This is a genomic window from Pseudomonas alcaligenes (genome assembly GCF_014490745.1).
In the GTDB taxonomy this organism is placed as follows: Bacteria; Pseudomonadota; Gammaproteobacteria; order Pseudomonadales; family Pseudomonadaceae; genus Aquipseudomonas; species Aquipseudomonas alcaligenes_C.
On record NZ_LZEU01000002.1, the window covers coordinates 1 to 15,627 of the forward strand.

At 59.6% G+C, this 15,627-nt stretch carries 13 protein-coding genes and 1 tRNA gene; all 14 read left to right on the forward strand.

From position 1 onward, the window contains the following. Positions 1-96 (forward strand): EF-Tu C-terminal domain-related protein (locus A9179_RS22775; protein WP_463604196.1); only part of this gene is annotated, 96 nt, incomplete at its 5' end. A gap of 53 nt (positions 97-149) precedes the next feature. After that, positions 150-225: transfer RNA gene (locus A9179_RS22780), tRNA-Trp, on the forward strand. A gap of 48 nt (positions 226-273) precedes the next feature. Then, a complete protein-coding gene (secE, locus tag A9179_RS22785) occupies positions 274-642 on the forward strand; it encodes a preprotein translocase subunit SecE (RefSeq protein WP_187808668.1) in 369 nt (122 codons plus the stop codon). Between the two features lie 9 nt (positions 643-651). Beyond that, positions 652-1,185: a transcription termination/antitermination protein NusG gene (gene nusG, locus A9179_RS22790; RefSeq protein WP_187808669.1), complete on the forward strand. Its 534-nt coding sequence runs from the start codon at positions 652-654 to the stop codon at positions 1,183-1,185. Between the two features lie 119 nt (positions 1,186-1,304). Beyond that, the gene (gene rplK / locus A9179_RS22795; protein WP_187808670.1) at positions 1,305-1,736 is read left to right on the forward strand and encodes a 50S ribosomal protein L11; all 432 of its coding nucleotides are present in this window, start codon (positions 1,305-1,307) and stop codon (positions 1,734-1,736) included. After that, complete coding sequence (rplA, locus tag A9179_RS22800; RefSeq protein WP_187808671.1) at positions 1,736-2,431, forward strand: 50S ribosomal protein L1; 696 nt, start codon at positions 1,736-1,738, stop codon at positions 2,429-2,431. The genes rplK and rplA overlap by 1 nt, the downstream gene beginning before the upstream one ends. Positions 2,432-2,643: 212 nt before the next feature. After that, the gene (rplJ, locus tag A9179_RS22805) at positions 2,644-3,144 is read left to right on the forward strand and encodes a 50S ribosomal protein L10 (protein ID WP_187808672.1); all 501 of its coding nucleotides are present in this window, start codon (positions 2,644-2,646) and stop codon (positions 3,142-3,144) included. 81 nt (positions 3,145-3,225) lie between these two features. Beyond that, positions 3,226-3,594, forward strand: a complete 369-nt coding sequence (gene rplL / locus A9179_RS22810; protein WP_187808673.1) for a 50S ribosomal protein L7/L12 — start codon at positions 3,226-3,228, stop codon at positions 3,592-3,594. 220 nt (positions 3,595-3,814) lie between these two features. After that, on the forward strand, positions 3,815-7,888 hold the full coding sequence (gene rpoB, locus A9179_RS22815; RefSeq protein ID WP_187808674.1) for a DNA-directed RNA polymerase subunit beta: 4,074 nt from the start codon (positions 3,815-3,817) through the stop codon (positions 7,886-7,888). 64 nt (positions 7,889-7,952) lie between these two features. After that, the gene (gene rpoC, locus A9179_RS22820; RefSeq protein ID WP_187808675.1) at positions 7,953-12,149 is read left to right on the forward strand and encodes a DNA-directed RNA polymerase subunit beta'; all 4,197 of its coding nucleotides are present in this window, start codon (positions 7,953-7,955) and stop codon (positions 12,147-12,149) included. 159 nt (positions 12,150-12,308) lie between these two features. Beyond that, entirely contained in the window at positions 12,309-12,680 is a 372-nt protein-coding gene (gene rpsL / locus A9179_RS22825; RefSeq protein ID WP_021217014.1) for a 30S ribosomal protein S12, read from the forward strand. Between the two features lie 104 nt (positions 12,681-12,784). Further along, positions 12,785-13,255 carry a 30S ribosomal protein S7 gene (gene rpsG, locus A9179_RS22830; RefSeq protein ID WP_187808676.1) on the forward strand — a complete coding sequence of 157 codons (471 nt, stop codon included), beginning with the start codon at positions 12,785-12,787 and terminating at the stop codon, positions 13,253-13,255. A 30-nt stretch (positions 13,256-13,285) separates the two neighbouring features. Beyond that, complete coding sequence (gene fusA, locus A9179_RS22835; protein WP_187808677.1) at positions 13,286-15,415, forward strand: elongation factor G; 2,130 nt, start codon at positions 13,286-13,288, stop codon at positions 15,413-15,415. Positions 15,416-15,445: 30 nt separating this feature from the next. Further along, on the forward strand, positions 15,446-15,627 hold a 182-nt coding region (locus tag A9179_RS22840), incomplete at its 3' end, for a GTP-binding protein (RefSeq protein WP_239690444.1).

A 15,627-nucleotide genomic window follows, 5' to 3' on the forward strand; every position in this document is an offset into this window, starting at 1 on the left:
ATCAAGCCGATCGCCATGGAAGACGGCCTGCGTTTCGCGATTCGCGAAGGCGGCCGTACCGTTGGCGCCGGCGTGGTTGCCAAAGTCATCGAGTAATCGGTTGATATGGTTCTGTCAGGCCGGCATAATGGTCGGCCTGACTTTGTTTTAGGCCAGTAGCTCAATTGGCAGAGCGGCGGTCTCCAAAACCGCAGGTTGGGGGTTCGATTCCCTCCTGGCCTGCCAGATTCCAGTAAGAGTGGATCTGGCACTTCTTTCTACAGGGTTCTCCTCATGAATGCCAAAGCTGAAGCTAAAGACTCACGCTTTGATCTGCTGAAGTGGCTGCTTGCAGTTGCTCTGGTAGTCGTCGGTGTGGTCGGCAATCAGTATTTTTCGGCTGAGCCGCTCCTGTATCGTGTGCTGGTTCTGCTGGCCTTGGCTGCTGTGGCGGGTTTCGTTGCGCTGCAGACCGTCAAGGGGCAGGCCTTCTTTGGTCTGGCCAAAGAGGCGCGCACAGAAATTCGCAAAGTTGTATGGCCGACCCGTCAGGAAACCACGCAGACCACGCTGATTGTTGTGGCTGTTGTTCTGGTAATGGCGTTGCTCCTCTGGGGCCTCGACAGTTTCCTGGGTTGGATTGTTTCGTTGATTGTCGGTTAAGGGTGTCCCGTGGCTAAGCGTTGGTACGTTGTGCATGCTTACTCGGGTTACGAGAAGCATGTCATGCGCTCGCTGATCGAGCGCGTCAAGCTGGCTGGCATGGAAGACGAGTTTGGCGAAATCCTGGTTCCCACCGAAGAAGTGGTGGAAATGCGGAATGGCCAGAAGCGCAAGAGCGAGCGCAAGTTCTTCCCGGGCTATGTGCTGGTTCAGATGGAAATGAACGAGGGTACTTGGCACCTGATCAAGGACACTCCTCGTGTCATGGGCTTCATCGGTGGTACTGCGGACAAGCCCGCGCCGATCACCGAGAAAGAGGCTGACGCTATTCTGCGTCGTGTTGCCGATAGTGGCGACAAGCCCAAGCCGAAAACGCTGTTCGAGCCGGGCGAGACTGTTCGAGTTATCGATGGTCCGTTTGCCGACTTCAATGGTGTGGTCGAAGAAGTTAACTACGAAAAGAGTCGCATCCAGGTGGCTGTGCTTATTTTCGGTCGCTCCACGCCGGTGGAGCTGGAGTTCAGTCAGGTCGAGAAGGCATAACTGGACAATGCATCCCGTACCCCGCAGCCAGTGGCTGCGGGGTTTTGTCGTCATTGGGATAAATGCGTAAACAACCGGGGAGCCTTGATTGGCGTTTGAACCCGTAACTGGAGTAGCTCATGGCTAAGAAGATTCAGGCTTATATCAAGCTGCAAGTAAAGGCCGGTCAGGCCAACCCGTCGCCGCCCGTTGGTCCGGCTCTGGGTCAGCATGGCGTAAACATCATGGAATTCTGCAAGGCGTTCAACGCCAAGACCCAGGGCATGGAACCTGGTCTGCCGACTCCGGTGATCATCACTGTTTACAGCGACCGCAGCTTCACTTTCGAAACCAAAAGCACCCCGGCTTCGGTGCTGCTGAAGAAGGCTGCCGGCCTGACCAGCGGTTCCGCTCGTCCGAACACCATCAAAGTGGGCACCGTTACCCGTGCTCAGCTGGAAGAGATCGCCAAGACCAAGCAGGCCGATCTGACCGCAGCTGACCTGGATGCGGCCGTGCGTACCATCGCCGGCTCCGCGCGTAGCATGGGCCTGAACGTGGAGGGTGTGTAATGGCTAAGCTGACCAAGCGTCAAAAGGCTATCGCTGAGAAAGTCGAAGCCGGCAAACAATACGGCTTCGAAGACGCCGCCAAACTGCTGGCTGAGCTGTCGGCCGTCAAGTTCACCGAGTCCTTCGACATCGCCGTGAACCTGGGCGTTGACCCGCGTAAATCCGACCAGGTCGTGCGTGGCGCTACCGTGCTGCCGAACGGCACTGGCAAGACCGTCCGCGTAGCCGTGTTCACCCAGGGCCCTGGCGTTGAAGCCGCTCTGGCTGCCGGCGCCGACAAAGTTGGCATGGACGACCTGGCTGCCGAAATGAAAGCCGGCGACCTGAACTACGACGTCGTCATCGCCTCCCCGGATGCCATGCGCGTTGTTGGCCAGCTGGGCCAGGTACTCGGCCCGCGCGGCCTGATGCCGAACCCGAAGGTCGGTACCGTGACTCCGGACGTAGCTACTGCCGTGAAGAACGCCAAAGCCGGTCAGGTACGTTTCCGTACCGACAAGAACGGCATCATCCACACCTCCGTTGGCAAGGTCGGCTTCGAAGCCGCTGCGCTGAAGCAGAACGTGGAAGCCCTGCTGGCGGATCTGAAGCGTCTGAAGCCGTCGACCTCGAAAGGCATCTACGTCAAGCGCGTAACCCTGAGCACCACCATGGGCCCGGGTCTGGTCATCGACCAGGCGTCGCTCGACGCGTAAGTGATTGGGCCGGCGGAGCGATCCGCCGGCTGGAAAAATTGGGGTCCCTGCCTGGCGGGGGCTATCCAAGACCGTAGGCGGCGCAAGCCTTAAACCTGGAGAGCGATCTCCTTCAGCCTACGCAGATGGTGCTCCCGATTCGCTTTGCGAATCAGACACCAAAACGCCGTCCGGCTTCGGCTGGACGAAACGGTAAAAACCAGGAGAAACCCGTGGCAATTAAACTCGAAGACAAGAAGGCCATCGTCGCTGAAGTCAACGAGGCTGCCAAAGCCGGTCTGTCCGCTGTCGTGGCTGATGCCCGTGGCGTGACCGTCGGCGCAATGACCGGACTCCGTAAAGAGGCCCGCGAAGCTGGTGTGTACGTGAAAGTCGTACGTAACACCCTGGCTCGCCGCGCCGTTGCAGGAACTCAATTCGAGATCCTCGGCGACGTGTTCAAAGGCCCGACCCTGATTGCTTTCTCCAACGAACATCCGGGCGCTGCCGCTCGTATCTTCAAGGAGTTTGCCAAGGGTCAGGACAAGTTCGAGATCAAGGCAGCTGCGTTCGAGGGTCAATTCCTCGCAGCAAACCAGATCGATGTGCTGGCAACTCTGCCGACCTACAACGAAGCGATTTCTCAGCTGATGAGCGTGATCCAAGGCGCTACCAGCAAGTTCGTTCGTACGCTGGCGGCTGTTCGCGACCAGAAAGAAGGCGCTGCTGCCTAATCCAGGCGCGACGTCCCTTTCAGTTACTTTGTTTAATTTGATGGCCGCGAAGGCTGTCACCCCAATACAGGAATTAGAGTCATGGCTCTGACCAACGAAGACATCATCAACGCCGTTTCCGAAATGTCCGTGATGCAGGTTGTTGAACTGATCAAGGCAATGGAAGAGAAGTTCGGCGTTAGCGCTGCTGCTGCTGTTGCTGCTGGCCCGGCTGTTGCCGCTGCCGCCGCTGAAGAGCAAACCGAGTTCAACATCGTTCTGACCGAAGCCGGTGACAAGAAAGTCAACGTGATCAAGGTTGTTCGTGAACTGACCGGTCTGGGTCTGAAAGAAGCCAAAGCAGTTGTTGACGGCGCCCCTGGCATCGTCAAAGAAGGCGCTTCGAAAGAAGAAGCCGAAGCTGCCAAGAAGGCACTGGAAGAAGCTGGCGCCAAAGTCGAGCTCAAGTAAGCGACGACCTTGCGTCTGCAGCCCGAGCGTTAAGCAACAGGCTGATGGCTGGTGGCAATTGCCACCGGCCTTTTTCCGTTATGGGCAGTTGCCGCAAGGTGGCTGTTCATGGCGCAAAAACCCCGCCCGAGGGCGGCGCAAACCAAGGGGTTTGCACGATTTTCTGGCTGTACCCGCCGGGTGCAGCCAAACAAGCAGGTGACCAAGCTGGGGAACGCTGATGGCTTACTCATACACTGAGAAAAAACGTATCCGCAAGGACTTTAGCAAGTTGCCGGACGTGATGGATGTGCCTTATCTCCTGGCCATCCAGCTGGATTCGTATCGCGAATTCCTGCAGCAAGGAGTGAGCAAGGAGCAGTTCCGCGACGTGGGCCTGCATGCGGCCTTCAAGTCCGTTTTCCCGATCATCAGCTACTCCGGTAACGCCGCACTGGAATATGTCGGCTATCGCCTGGGCGAGCCGGCATTCGACGTGAAAGAGTGCGTGCTGCGTGGCGTGACCTTCGCCGTGCCGCTGCGGGTCAAAGTTCGTCTGATCATTTTCGACAAAGAATCGTCGAACAAAGCGATCAAGGACATCAAAGAGCAAGAAGTGTACATGGGCGAAATTCCGCTCATGACCGAGAACGGTACCTTCATCATCAACGGTACCGAGCGCGTCATCGTTTCCCAGCTGCACCGCTCGCCGGGCGTGTTCTTCGACCACGACCGCGGCAAGACCCACAGTTCGGGCAAGCTGCTGTACTCGGCGCGCATCATTCCTTACCGCGGCTCCTGGCTGGACTTCGAGTTCGACCCGAAGGACGCCGTGTTCGTGCGTATCGACCGTCGCCGCAAGCTGCCGGCTTCCGTACTGCTGCGCGCGCTGGGCTACAGCACCGAGCAGGTACTGGATGCCTTCTACGCCACCAACGTGTTCCATGTGAAGGGCGAAACCCTCAACCTGGAACTGGTGCCGTCGCGTCTGCGTGGTGAGATCGCCGCGTTCGACATCAAGGACGAGAAGGGCAAGGTCATCGTTGAGCAGGGCCGCCGTATCACCGCGCGCCACATCAACCAGATCGACAAGGCCGGCATCAAAGAGCTGGAAGTGCCGCTGGACTACGTGCTGGGTCGTACCACCGCCAAGGCCATCGTGCATCCGGCCACCGGCGAGATCGTTGCAGAGTGCAACACCGAGCTGACCACCGATATCCTGGCGAAGATCGTCAAGGCTCAGGTCGTCCGCATCGAGACCCTGTACACCAACGACATCGACTGCGGCCCGTTCATCTCCGACACGCTGAAGATCGACTCCACCAGCAACCAGCTGGAAGCCCTGGTCGAGATCTACCGCATGATGCGTCCTGGCGAGCCGCCAACCAAGGATGCTGCCGAGACCCTGTTCAACAACCTGTTCTTCAGCGCCGAGCGTTACGACCTGTCCGCCGTTGGTCGCATGAAGTTCAACCGTCGTATCGGTCGTACCGAGATCGAAGGCTCCGGCGTTCTGTCCAAAGAGGACATCGTCGAGGTGCTGAAGACCCTCGTTGATATCCGTAACGGCAAAGGCATCGTCGACGACATCGACCACCTGGGTAACCGTCGCGTGCGTTGTGTCGGCGAGATGGCCGAGAACCAGTTCCGCGTTGGCCTGGTGCGCGTAGAGCGCGCGGTCAAAGAGCGTCTGTCGATGGCCGAAAGCGAAGGCCTGATGCCGCAGGATCTGATCAACGCCAAGCCGGTTGCGGCGGCGGTGAAAGAGTTCTTCGGTTCCAGCCAGCTCTCGCAGTTCATGGACCAGAACAACCCGCTCTCCGAGATCACCCACAAGCGCCGTGTTTCCGCACTCGGCCCGGGCGGTCTGACCCGTGAGCGCGCCGGCTTCGAAGTCCGCGACGTACACCCGACCCACTACGGCCGCGTGTGCCCGATCGAGACCCCTGAAGGTCCGAACATCGGTCTGATCAACTCCCTGGCCGCCTACGCCCGCACCAACCAGTACGGCTTCCTGGAAAGCCCGTACCGCGTGGTCAAGGAAGGCAAGGTCAGCGACGACATCGTGTTCCTCTCCGCCATCGAAGAGGCCGATCACGTGATCGCCCAGGCATCCGCCACCCTCAACGACAAGGGTGAGCTGATCGACGAGCTGGTCAACGTGCGTCACCTCAACGAGTTCACCGTCAAGGCGCCGGAAGACGTGACCCTGATGGACGTGTCGCCGAAGCAGGTAGTTTCCGTCGCCGCTTCGCTGATCCCGTTCCTCGAGCACGACGACGCCAACCGTGCACTCATGGGTTCCAACATGCAGCGTCAGGCTGTACCGACCCTGCGCGCCGACAAGCCGCTGGTAGGTACCGGCATGGAGCGCAACGTTGCCCGTGACTCCGGCGTCTGCGTCGTGGCCCGTCGTGGCGGCGTGATCGACTCCGTCGATGCCAGCCGTATCGTGGTTCGCGTCAACGATGACGAAGTGGAAACCGGTGAAGCCGGTGTCGACATCTACAACCTGACCAAGTACACCCGTTCCAACCAGAACACCTGCATCAACCAGCGTCCGCTGGTGCAGAAGGGTGACAAGGTTTCGCGCAGCGACATCCTCGCCGACGGTCCGTCCACCGACATGGGTGAACTGGCTCTCGGTCAGAACATGCGCGTGGCGTTCATGCCGTGGAACGGCTTCAACTTCGAAGACTCCATCTGCCTCTCCGAGCGCGTGGTGCAGGAAGATCGTTTCACCACCATCCATATCCAGGAACTGACTTGCGTCGCTCGTGACACCAAGCTCGGCCCAGAAGAGATCACCGCAGACATCCCGAACGTGGGTGAGGCTGCGCTGAACAAGCTGGACGAAGCCGGTATCGTCTACGTCGGTGCCGAAGTCATGGCTGGCGACATCCTGGTCGGCAAGGTCACCCCGAAAGGCGAGACCCAGCTGACTCCGGAAGAGAAACTGCTGCGCGCGATCTTCGGTGAGAAGGCCAGCGACGTTAAAGACACCTCCCTGCGCGTGCCGACCGGCACCAAGGGCACCGTCATCGACGTCCAGGTCTTCACCCGTGACGGCGTGGAGCGTGACTCGCGCGCCCTGTCGATCGAGAAGATGCAGCTCGACGAGATCCGCAAGGATCTGAACGAAGAGTTCCGTATCGTCGAAGGCGCCACCTTCGAGCGTCTGCGCTCCGCCCTGGTCGGTGCCAAGGCCGAAGGCGGCGCTGGCCTGAAGAAGGGTGCCGAGATCACCGACGAGTACCTCGACGGTCTGGAGCGCGGTCAGTGGTTCAAACTGCGCATGGCCGACGACGCCCTGAACGAGCAGCTGGAGAAGGCCCAGGCCTACATTTCCGACCGCCGTCAGATGCTCGACGACAAGTTCGAAGACAAGAAGCGCAAGCTGCAACAGGGCGATGACCTGGCGCCGGGCGTACTGAAGATCGTCAAGGTCTACCTGGCCATCAAGCGCCGCATCCAGCCGGGCGACAAGATGGCCGGTCGTCACGGTAACAAGGGTGTGGTCTCGGTGATCATGCCGGTCGAAGACATGCCGCACGATGCCAATGGCACCCCGGTCGACATCGTCCTCAACCCGCTGGGCGTACCGTCGCGTATGAACGTCGGTCAGATCCTCGAAACCCACCTGGGCCTGGCGGCCAAGGGCCTGGGCGAGAAGATCAACCGCATGCTCGAAGAGCAGCGCAAGGTCGCCGAGCTGCGCAAGTTCATGCAGCAGATCTACAACGAGATCGGTGGTCGTCAGGAGAACCTCGACGAGCTGTCCGATACCGAGATCCTCGACCTGGCGAAGAACCTGCGTGGCGGTGTGCCGATGGCCACCCCGGTATTCGACGGTGCCAAGGAAAGCGAGATCAAGGCCATGCTCAAGCTGGCTGATCTGCCGGAAAGCGGCCAGATGCGCCTGACCGACGGCCGTACCGGTAACCAGTTCGAGCGTCCGACCACTGTCGGCTACATGTACATGCTCAAACTGAACCACCTGGTCGACGACAAGATGCACGCTCGTTCCACCGGTTCCTACAGCCTGGTTACCCAGCAGCCGCTGGGTGGTAAGGCGCAGTTCGGTGGTCAGCGCTTCGGTGAGATGGAGGTCTGGGCACTGGAAGCCTACGGCGCCGCCTACACCCTGCAGGAAATGCTGACCGTGAAGTCGGACGACGTGAACGGCCGGACCAAGATGTACAAGAACATCGTGGACGGCGATCACCGTATGGAGGCCGGCATGCCGGAGTCCTTCAACGTGTTGATCAAAGAGATCCGCTCGCTCGGTATCGACATCGAACTGGAAACCGAATAACACGCACCGCCTACGCTGCGGCCGGTCAAGGCCGGTCGCAGCAGGTCCGTGAGGAGGAAAGGCCTTGAAAGACTTGCTGAATCTGTTGAAAAACCAGGGTCAGGTTGAAGAGTTCGATGCGATCCGTATCGGTCTGGCTTCGCCTGAGATGATCCGTTCCTGGTCTTTCGGCGAAGTGAAAAAGCCGGAAACCATCAACTACCGTACCTTCAAGCCGGAGCGCGATGGCCTGTTCTGCGCCAAGATCTTTGGCCCGGTGAAGGACTACGAGTGCCTGTGCGGTAAGTACAAGCGCCTCAAGCACCGTGGCGTGATCTGCGAGAAGTGCGGCGTTGAAGTGGCCCTGGCCAAAGTGCGCCGCGAGCGCATGGCGCACATCGAACTGGCTTCGCCGGTCGCCCACATCTGGTTCCTGAAGTCCCTGCCGTCCCGTATCGGTCTGCTGCTGGACATGACCCTGCGTGATATCGAGCGCGTGCTCTATTTCGAGAGCTACGTGGTGATCGATCCGGGCATGACCACCCTGGAGAAGGGGCAGCTGCTGAACGACGAGCAGTACTTCGAAGCCCTCGAAGAGTTCGGTGACGACTTCGACGCCCGCATGGGTGCCGAGGCTGTACGCGAGCTGCTCAACGCCATCGACCTGGATCACGAGATCGGCCGCCTGCGCGAAGAGATTCCGCAGACCAACTCGGAAACCAAGATCAAGAAGCTGTCCAAGCGCCTGAAGCTGATGGAGGCCTTCAAGGACTCCGGCAACCATCCGGAGTGGATGGTGCTGACCGTTCTGCCGGTTCTGCCGCCAGATCTGCGTCCGCTGGTTCCGCTGGATGGCGGCCGCTTCGCGACTTCCGATCTGAACGATCTGTATCGCCGCGTGATCAACCGTAACAACCGTCTGAAGCGCCTGCTCGATCTGTCGGCGCCGGACATCATCGTGCGCAACGAAAAGCGCATGCTGCAGGAAGCGGTCGACGCCCTGCTCGACAACGGCCGTCGTGGTCGCGCCATCACCGGCTCGAACAAGCGTCCGCTGAAGTCGCTGGCCGACATGATCAAAGGTAAGCAAGGTCGCTTCCGTCAGAACCTGCTCGGTAAGCGCGTGGACTACTCCGGTCGTTCCGTTATTACCGTGGGCCCGACCCTGCGTCTGCACCAGTGCGGTCTGCCGAAGAAGATGGCTCTCGAGCTGTTCAAACCGTTCATTTTCGGCAAGCTGGAAATGCGCGGCATGGCGACCACCATCAAGGCCGCCAAGAAGATGGTCGAGCGCGAGCTGCCCGAGGTTTGGGACGTTCTCGCCGAAGTCATCCGCGAACACCCCGTGCTGCTCAACCGCGCACCGACCCTGCACCGTCTGGGCATCCAGGCGTTCGAGCCGGTTCTGATCGAAGGTAAAGCCATCCAGCTGCACCCGCTGGTCTGCGCCGCGTACAACGCCGACTTCGATGGTGACCAGATGGCCGTCCACGTTCCGCTGACCCTCGAGGCCCAGCTGGAAGCGCGCGCGCTGATGATGTCGACCAACAACATCCTCTCGCCTGCCAACGGCGAGCCGATCATTGTGCCGTCGCAGGACGTGGTTCTGGGTCTGTACTACATGACCCGTGAAGCGGTGAACGCCAAGGGCGAAGGTCGCGTCTTCGCTGACCTGCAGGAAGTCGACCGCGTGTTCCGCGCCGGCGAAGCGTCCCTGCACGCCCGCGTGAAAGTGCGCATCAATGAGGTCGTCAAGCAGAAGGACGGCACCATCGTCAAGAACACCCGTATCGTCGACACCACTGTCGGCCGTGCGCTGCTGTTCCAGGTAGTGCCTGCCGGCCTGCCGTTCGACGTGGTCAACCAGCCGATGAAGAAGAAGGCGATCTCCAAGCTGATCAACCAGTGCTACCGCGTGGTTGGCTTGAAAGACACCGTGATCTTCGCCGACCAGCTGATGTACACCGGTTTCGCCTACTCGACCATCTCCGGTGTGTCGATCGGCGTGAACGACTTCGTCATCCCGGATGAGAAGGCGCGCATCATTGACGCCGCCACCGAGGAAGTGAAGGAAATCGAATCGCAGTACGCCTCCGGCCTGGTAACCCAGGGCGAGAAGTACAACAAGGTGATCGACCTCTGGTCCAAGGCCAACGACGAAGTGTCCAAGGCGATGATGGCCAACCTCTCGAAAGAGAAGGTCATCGACCGCGAAGGCAAGGAAGTCGACCAGGAGTCCTTCAACTCCATGTACATGATGGCCGACTCCGGTGCTCGTGGTAGCGCCGCGCAGATCCGCCAGCTGGCCGGTATGCGTGGTCTGATGGCCAAGCCGGACGGCTCCATCATCGAGACCCCGATCACCGCGAACTTCCGCGAAGGTCTGTCGGTTCTGCAGTACTTCATCTCCACCCACGGTGCTCGTAAAGGTCTGGCGGATACCGCACTGAAGACCGCGAACTCCGGTTACCTGACCCGTCGTCTGGTCGACGTGGCCCAGGATCTGGTGGTGACCGAGATCGACTGCGGCACCGAGCACGGTCTGCTGATGACTCCGCACATCGAAGGCGGCGACGTGGTCGAGCCGCTGGGCGAGCGCGTCCTGGGTCGAGTGATCGCCAAGGACGTATTCAAGCCGGGCAGCGACGAAGTCATCGTGCCGGCCGGTACTCTGGTCGACGAGCAGTGGGTCGAGTTCATCGAGCGCGCCAGCATCGACGAAGTGGTCGTGCGTTCGCCGATCAGCTGTGAAACCCGCTACGGCATCTGCGCCAAGTGCTACGGCCGCGATCTGGCCCGTGGTCACCAGGTCAACATCGGTGAAGCGGTCGGCGTTATCGCTGCCCAGTCCATCGGTGAGCCGGGCACCCAGCTGACCATGCGTACCTTCCACATCGGTGGTGCGGCCAGCCGTACTTCTGCGGCCGACAGCGTCCAGGTGAAGAACGGCGGCGCGATCCGTCTGCACAACCTGAAACACGTCGAGCGTGCCGACGGCAACCTGGTGGCGGTATCCCGTTCCGGCGAGCTGGCCGTGGCCGACGAGTTCGGTCGCGAGCGCGAGCGCTACAAGCTGCCGTACGGTGCCGTGATTTCCGTGAAGGAAGGTGACAAGGTCGACGCTGGCGCCATCGTCGCCAAGTGGGATCCGCACACCCACCCGATCGTGACCGAAATGAAGGGTGTCGTGACCTTCGTCGGCATGGAAGAGGGCATCACCATCAAGCGCCAGACCGACGAACTGACCGGTCTGACCAACATCGAAGTGCTGGATCCGAAAGATCGTCCGGCCGCCGGCAAGGACATTCGACCGGCGATCAAGATGGTCGACGCCAACGGCAAGGAACTGCTGCTGCCGGGTACCGACGTACCGGCCCAGTACTTCCTGCCGGCCAACGCCCTGGTCGGTGTGGCCGACGGTGCGCAGATCGGTGTCGGTGACGTTATCGCCCGTATCCCGCAGGAAACCTCGAAGACCCGCGACATCACCGGTGGTCTGCCGCGCGTTGCCGACCTGTTCGAAGCCCGTCGTCCGAAAGAGGCTTCGATCCTGGCGGAAATCAGCGGCACCATCGCCTTCGGTAAAGAGACCAAGGGCAAGCGCCGTCTGGTCATTACTCCGACCGATGGCAGCGATCCGTACGAGGAGCTGATTCCGAAGTGGCGTCACCTGAACGTCTTCGAAGGCGAACAAGTGAACCGCGGCGAAGTTATCTCCGACGGCCCGAGCGATCCGCACGACATCCTGCGTCTGCTGGGCGTCAGCGCGCTGGCCAAGTACATCGTCAACGAGATCCAGGACGTTTACCGTCTGCAGGGCGTGAAGATCAACGACAAGCACATCGAGACCATCCTGCGTCAGATGCTGCGTAAGGTTGAGATCACCGAGTCCGGCGATTCCAGCTTCATCAAGGGCGACCAGATGGAGCTCACCCACGTGCTGGGCGAGAACGAACAACTGGCCGGTGACGACAAGTTCATCGCCAAGTTCGATCGCGTCCTGCTGGGTATCACCAAGGCCTCGCTGTCGACCGAGTCGTTCATCTCCGCGGCTTCCTTCCAGGAAACCACCCGCGTTCTCACCGAGGCGGCGGTTACCGGTAAGCGCGACTACCTGCGCGGCCTGAAGGAAAACGTGGTGGTGGGTCGCCTGATCCCGGCCGGTACCGGTCTGGCCTATCACAGCGAGCGCAAGCGCAAGCGTGATGCCGACAAGCCGCAGCGTGTGAGTGCCAGTGAGGTGGAAGCCGCACTGACCGAAGCGCTGAACTCCGGCAATTGAGTGTGATGCCCCGGGCGAGTCATCGGCCGGGGCATCGCCTTGACTGGGGGCGCGAGTCTCTTTAGACTCATGCACCCCTAAATTTGGCAGGGCGCCATGCTCTGCCATTTTGCTTTTGTTGTAATAAATAGCGTCGAAAGACAACAGTGGAGCTAGTAGATGGCAACTATCAACCAGCTGGTACGTCAGCCGCGTAAGCGTATCGTCGAGAAATCCGACGTACCTGCGCTGCAGAACTGCCCGCAGCGTCGTGGCGTGTGCACCCGTGTGTACACCACCACGCCGAAGAAACCGAACTCCGCACTGCGTAAAGTGTGCCGTGTTCGCCTGACCAACGGTTTTGAAGTCACCTCCTACATCGGTGGTGAAGGTCACAACCTGCAAGAGCACAGCGTCGTGCTGATCCGTGGCGGTCGTGTAAAAGACCTTCCGGGTGTGCGCTACCACACTGTTCGCGGTTCGCTGGATACCACCGGCGTTAAAGACCGTAAGCAGGGTCGCTCGAAGTACGGTACCAAGCGTCCGAAGTAATTCGGTTCGCCATTTATCTTTTTATTGAGTCGATAAGAGTAAGGTCGGGCGTAACCGGATGGTTATGGTCCCGGGCTAACCTGAAGACCGTTTGAGGGCTTATCATGCCAAGACGTCGTGTAGCAGCTAAGCGTGAGATTCTGGACGATCCGAAATACGGAAGCCTGATTCTCGCCAAATTCATGAACCACGTGATGGAAAGCGGCAAAAAAGCAGTCGCCGAGCGCATCGTTTACGGTGCCCTGGAAACTGTTAAAGCGCGCAAGAACAGCGATCCCCTGGAGATCTTCGAGAAAGCTCTCGACGCCATCGCTCCGCTGGTCGAAGTAAAGTCCCGCCGTGTAGGTGGTGCGACTTACCAGGTTCCGGTCGAAGTTCGTCCGTCCCGTCGTAACGCCCTGGCCATGCGCTGGCTGGTAGATTTCGCCCGCAAGCGTGGCGAGAAGTCCATGGCCCTGCGCCTGGCTGGCGAGCTGCTGGATGCTGCTGAAGGTAAAGGCGCTGCCGTCAAGAAGCGTGAAGACGTGCACCGTATGGCTGAGGCCAACAAGGCCTTCTCCCACTACCGCTTCTAATCGCGGCTTCCATTCTTTTGCGAGGGCTTTATGGCTCGTAATACAGCAATTAACCGCTACCGGAACATTGGTATCTGTGCCCACGTAGACGCGGGCAAGACCACCACCACCGAGCGGATCCTGTTCTACACCGGTCTCAGCCACAAGATGGGTGAGGTGCACGACGGTGCTGCCACTACCGACTGGATGGTGCAGGAGCAGGAGCGTGGTATCACCATTACCTCTGCTGCCATCACCACTTTCTGGGAAGGTTCGCGCGGTCAGTACGACAAGTACCGTGTAAACGTCATCGACACCCCCGGCCACGTAGACTTCACCATTGAAGTTGAGCGCTCCCTGCGCGTACTGGACGGTGCGGTCGTGGTGTTCTGCGGCACTTCCGGCGTTGAGCCGCAGTCCGAAACCGTATGGCGTCAGGCCAACAAGTACGGCGTTCCGCGTATCGTCTACGTGAACAAGATGGATCGTGCCGGTGCCAACTTCCTGCGCGTAGTCGGTCAGATCAAGCAGCGTCTGGGCCACACTCCGGTTCCGGTTCAGCTGGCTATCGGTGCTGAAGACGACTTCCAGGGTCAGATCGACCTGATGAAGATGAAGGCCGTCTACTGGAACGAAGACGACAAGGGTACCTCCTACCGCGAGGAAGAGATCCCTGCTGAGCTGCTGGATCTGGCTCAAGAGTGGCGCTCGAACATGGTCGAGGCTGCTGCCGAAGCCAACGAAGAGCTGATGAACAAGTACCTGGAAGAGGGCGAGCTGTCGATCGAAGAGATCAAGGCTGGCCTGCGTCAGCGTACCATCGCCTGCGAAATCGTTCCGGCTGTCTGCGGTTCCTCGTTCAAGAACAAGGGCGTTCCCCTGGTTCTCGACGCCGTTATCGACTTCCTGCCTGCTCCGACCGAGATCCCGGCGATCAAGGGTATCCACCCTGACCTGGTCGACACTCCGAAGGAAGAGATCAGCGAAGCGCAGTACGACGAGCGTCATGCCGATGACAACGAGCCGTTCTCCGCTCTGGCGTTCAAGATCGCTACCGACCCGTTCGTAGGTACTCTGACCTTCGTTCGCGTGTACTCGGGCGTGCTGAACTCCGGTGACTCGGTGATCAACTCGGTCAAGGGCAAGAAAGAGCGCGTTGGTCGTATGGTGCAGATGCACGCCAACCAGCGTGACGAGATCAAAGAAGTACGCGCTGGCGACATCGCTGCTCTGATCGGCATGAAGGACGTCACCACCGGTGAAACTCTGTGCGATCCGGAGAAGCCGATCATCCTCGAGCGTATGGACTTCCCGGAGCCGGTAATCTCGGTAGCTGTTGAGCCGAAGACCAAGGCTGACCAGGAGAAGATGGGTATTGCTCTAGGCAAGCTGGCTCAGGAAGACCCGTCGTTCCGCGTCAAGACCGACGAAGAAACCGGCCAGACCATCATTTCCGGTATGGGTGAGCTGCACCTGGACATCCTGGTCGACCGTATGCGCCGCGAATTCAACGTCGAGGCCAACATCGGTAAACCGCAGGTTTCCTACCGCGAGAAGATCACCAAGAACTGCGAGATCGAAGGCAAGTTCGTTCGCCAGTCCGGTGGTCGTGGTCAGTTCGGTCATTGCTGGATCCGCTTCGCACCGGCTGACGAAGGTCAGGAGGGTCTGGAGTTCCACAACGAAGTTGTGGGTGGTGTGGTTCCGAAGGAATACATCCCGGCCATCCAGAAGGGCATCGAAGAGCAGATGAAGAACGGCGTTGTTGCCGGCTATCCGCTGATCGGCCTGAAGGCGACCGTGTTTGACGGTTCCTACCACGACGTCGACTCCAACGAGATGGCGTTCAAGGTGGCGGCTTCCATGGCGACCAAGCAGCTGGCCCAGAAGGGCGGCGGTGTTGTGCTTGAGCCGATCATGAAAGTGGAAGTGGTAACTCCTGAGGACTACATGGGTGACGTGATGGGTGACCTGAACCGTCGTCGTGGTCTGATCCAGGGTATGGAAGACTCGGTTTCCGGCAAGGTGATCCGTGCCGAAGTTCCGCTGGGTGAGATGTTCGGTTATGCGACCGACGTCCGTTCCATGTCTCAGGGTCGCGCCAGCTACTCCATGGAATTCTCCAAATACTCCGAGGCTCCGTCGAACATCGTCGAAGCACTGGTTAAAAAACAAGGCTGATTCAGCCCTTTAGGCAAGAGGTTCACAGTCGTGGCTAAAGAAAAGTTCGAACGTAACAAACCGCACGTCAACGTAGGCACCATCGGTCACGTTGACCACGGCAAAACCACCCTGACCGCAGCTCTGACTCGCGTCTGCTCCGAGGTTTTCGGTTCGGCTCGCGTCGACTTCGACAAGATCGACTCCGCTCCGGAAGAGAAGGCTCGTGGTAT

Bases quoted from the DNA above. Each gene is read 5' to 3' on its own strand.
- secE (WP_187808668.1), top strand. From the start codon at position 274: ATGAATGCCAAAGCTGAAGCTAAAGACTCACGCTTTGATCTGCTGAAG.
- rplK (WP_187808670.1), top strand. From the start codon at position 1,305: ATGGCTAAGAAGATTCAGGCTTATATCAAGCTGCAAGTAAAGGCCGGT.
- rplA (WP_187808671.1), top strand. From the start codon at position 1,736: ATGGCTAAGCTGACCAAGCGTCAAAAGGCTATCGCTGAGAAAGTCGAA.
- rplL (WP_187808673.1), top strand. From the start codon at position 3,226: ATGGCTCTGACCAACGAAGACATCATCAACGCCGTTTCCGAAATGTCC.
- rpoB (WP_187808674.1), top strand. From the start codon at position 3,815: ATGGCTTACTCATACACTGAGAAAAAACGTATCCGCAAGGACTTTAGC.
- rpsL (WP_021217014.1), top strand. From the start codon at position 12,309: ATGGCAACTATCAACCAGCTGGTACGTCAGCCGCGTAAGCGTATCGTC.
- rpsG (WP_187808676.1), top strand. From the start codon at position 12,785: ATGCCAAGACGTCGTGTAGCAGCTAAGCGTGAGATTCTGGACGATCCG.
- fusA (WP_187808677.1), top strand. From the start codon at position 13,286: ATGGCTCGTAATACAGCAATTAACCGCTACCGGAACATTGGTATCTGT.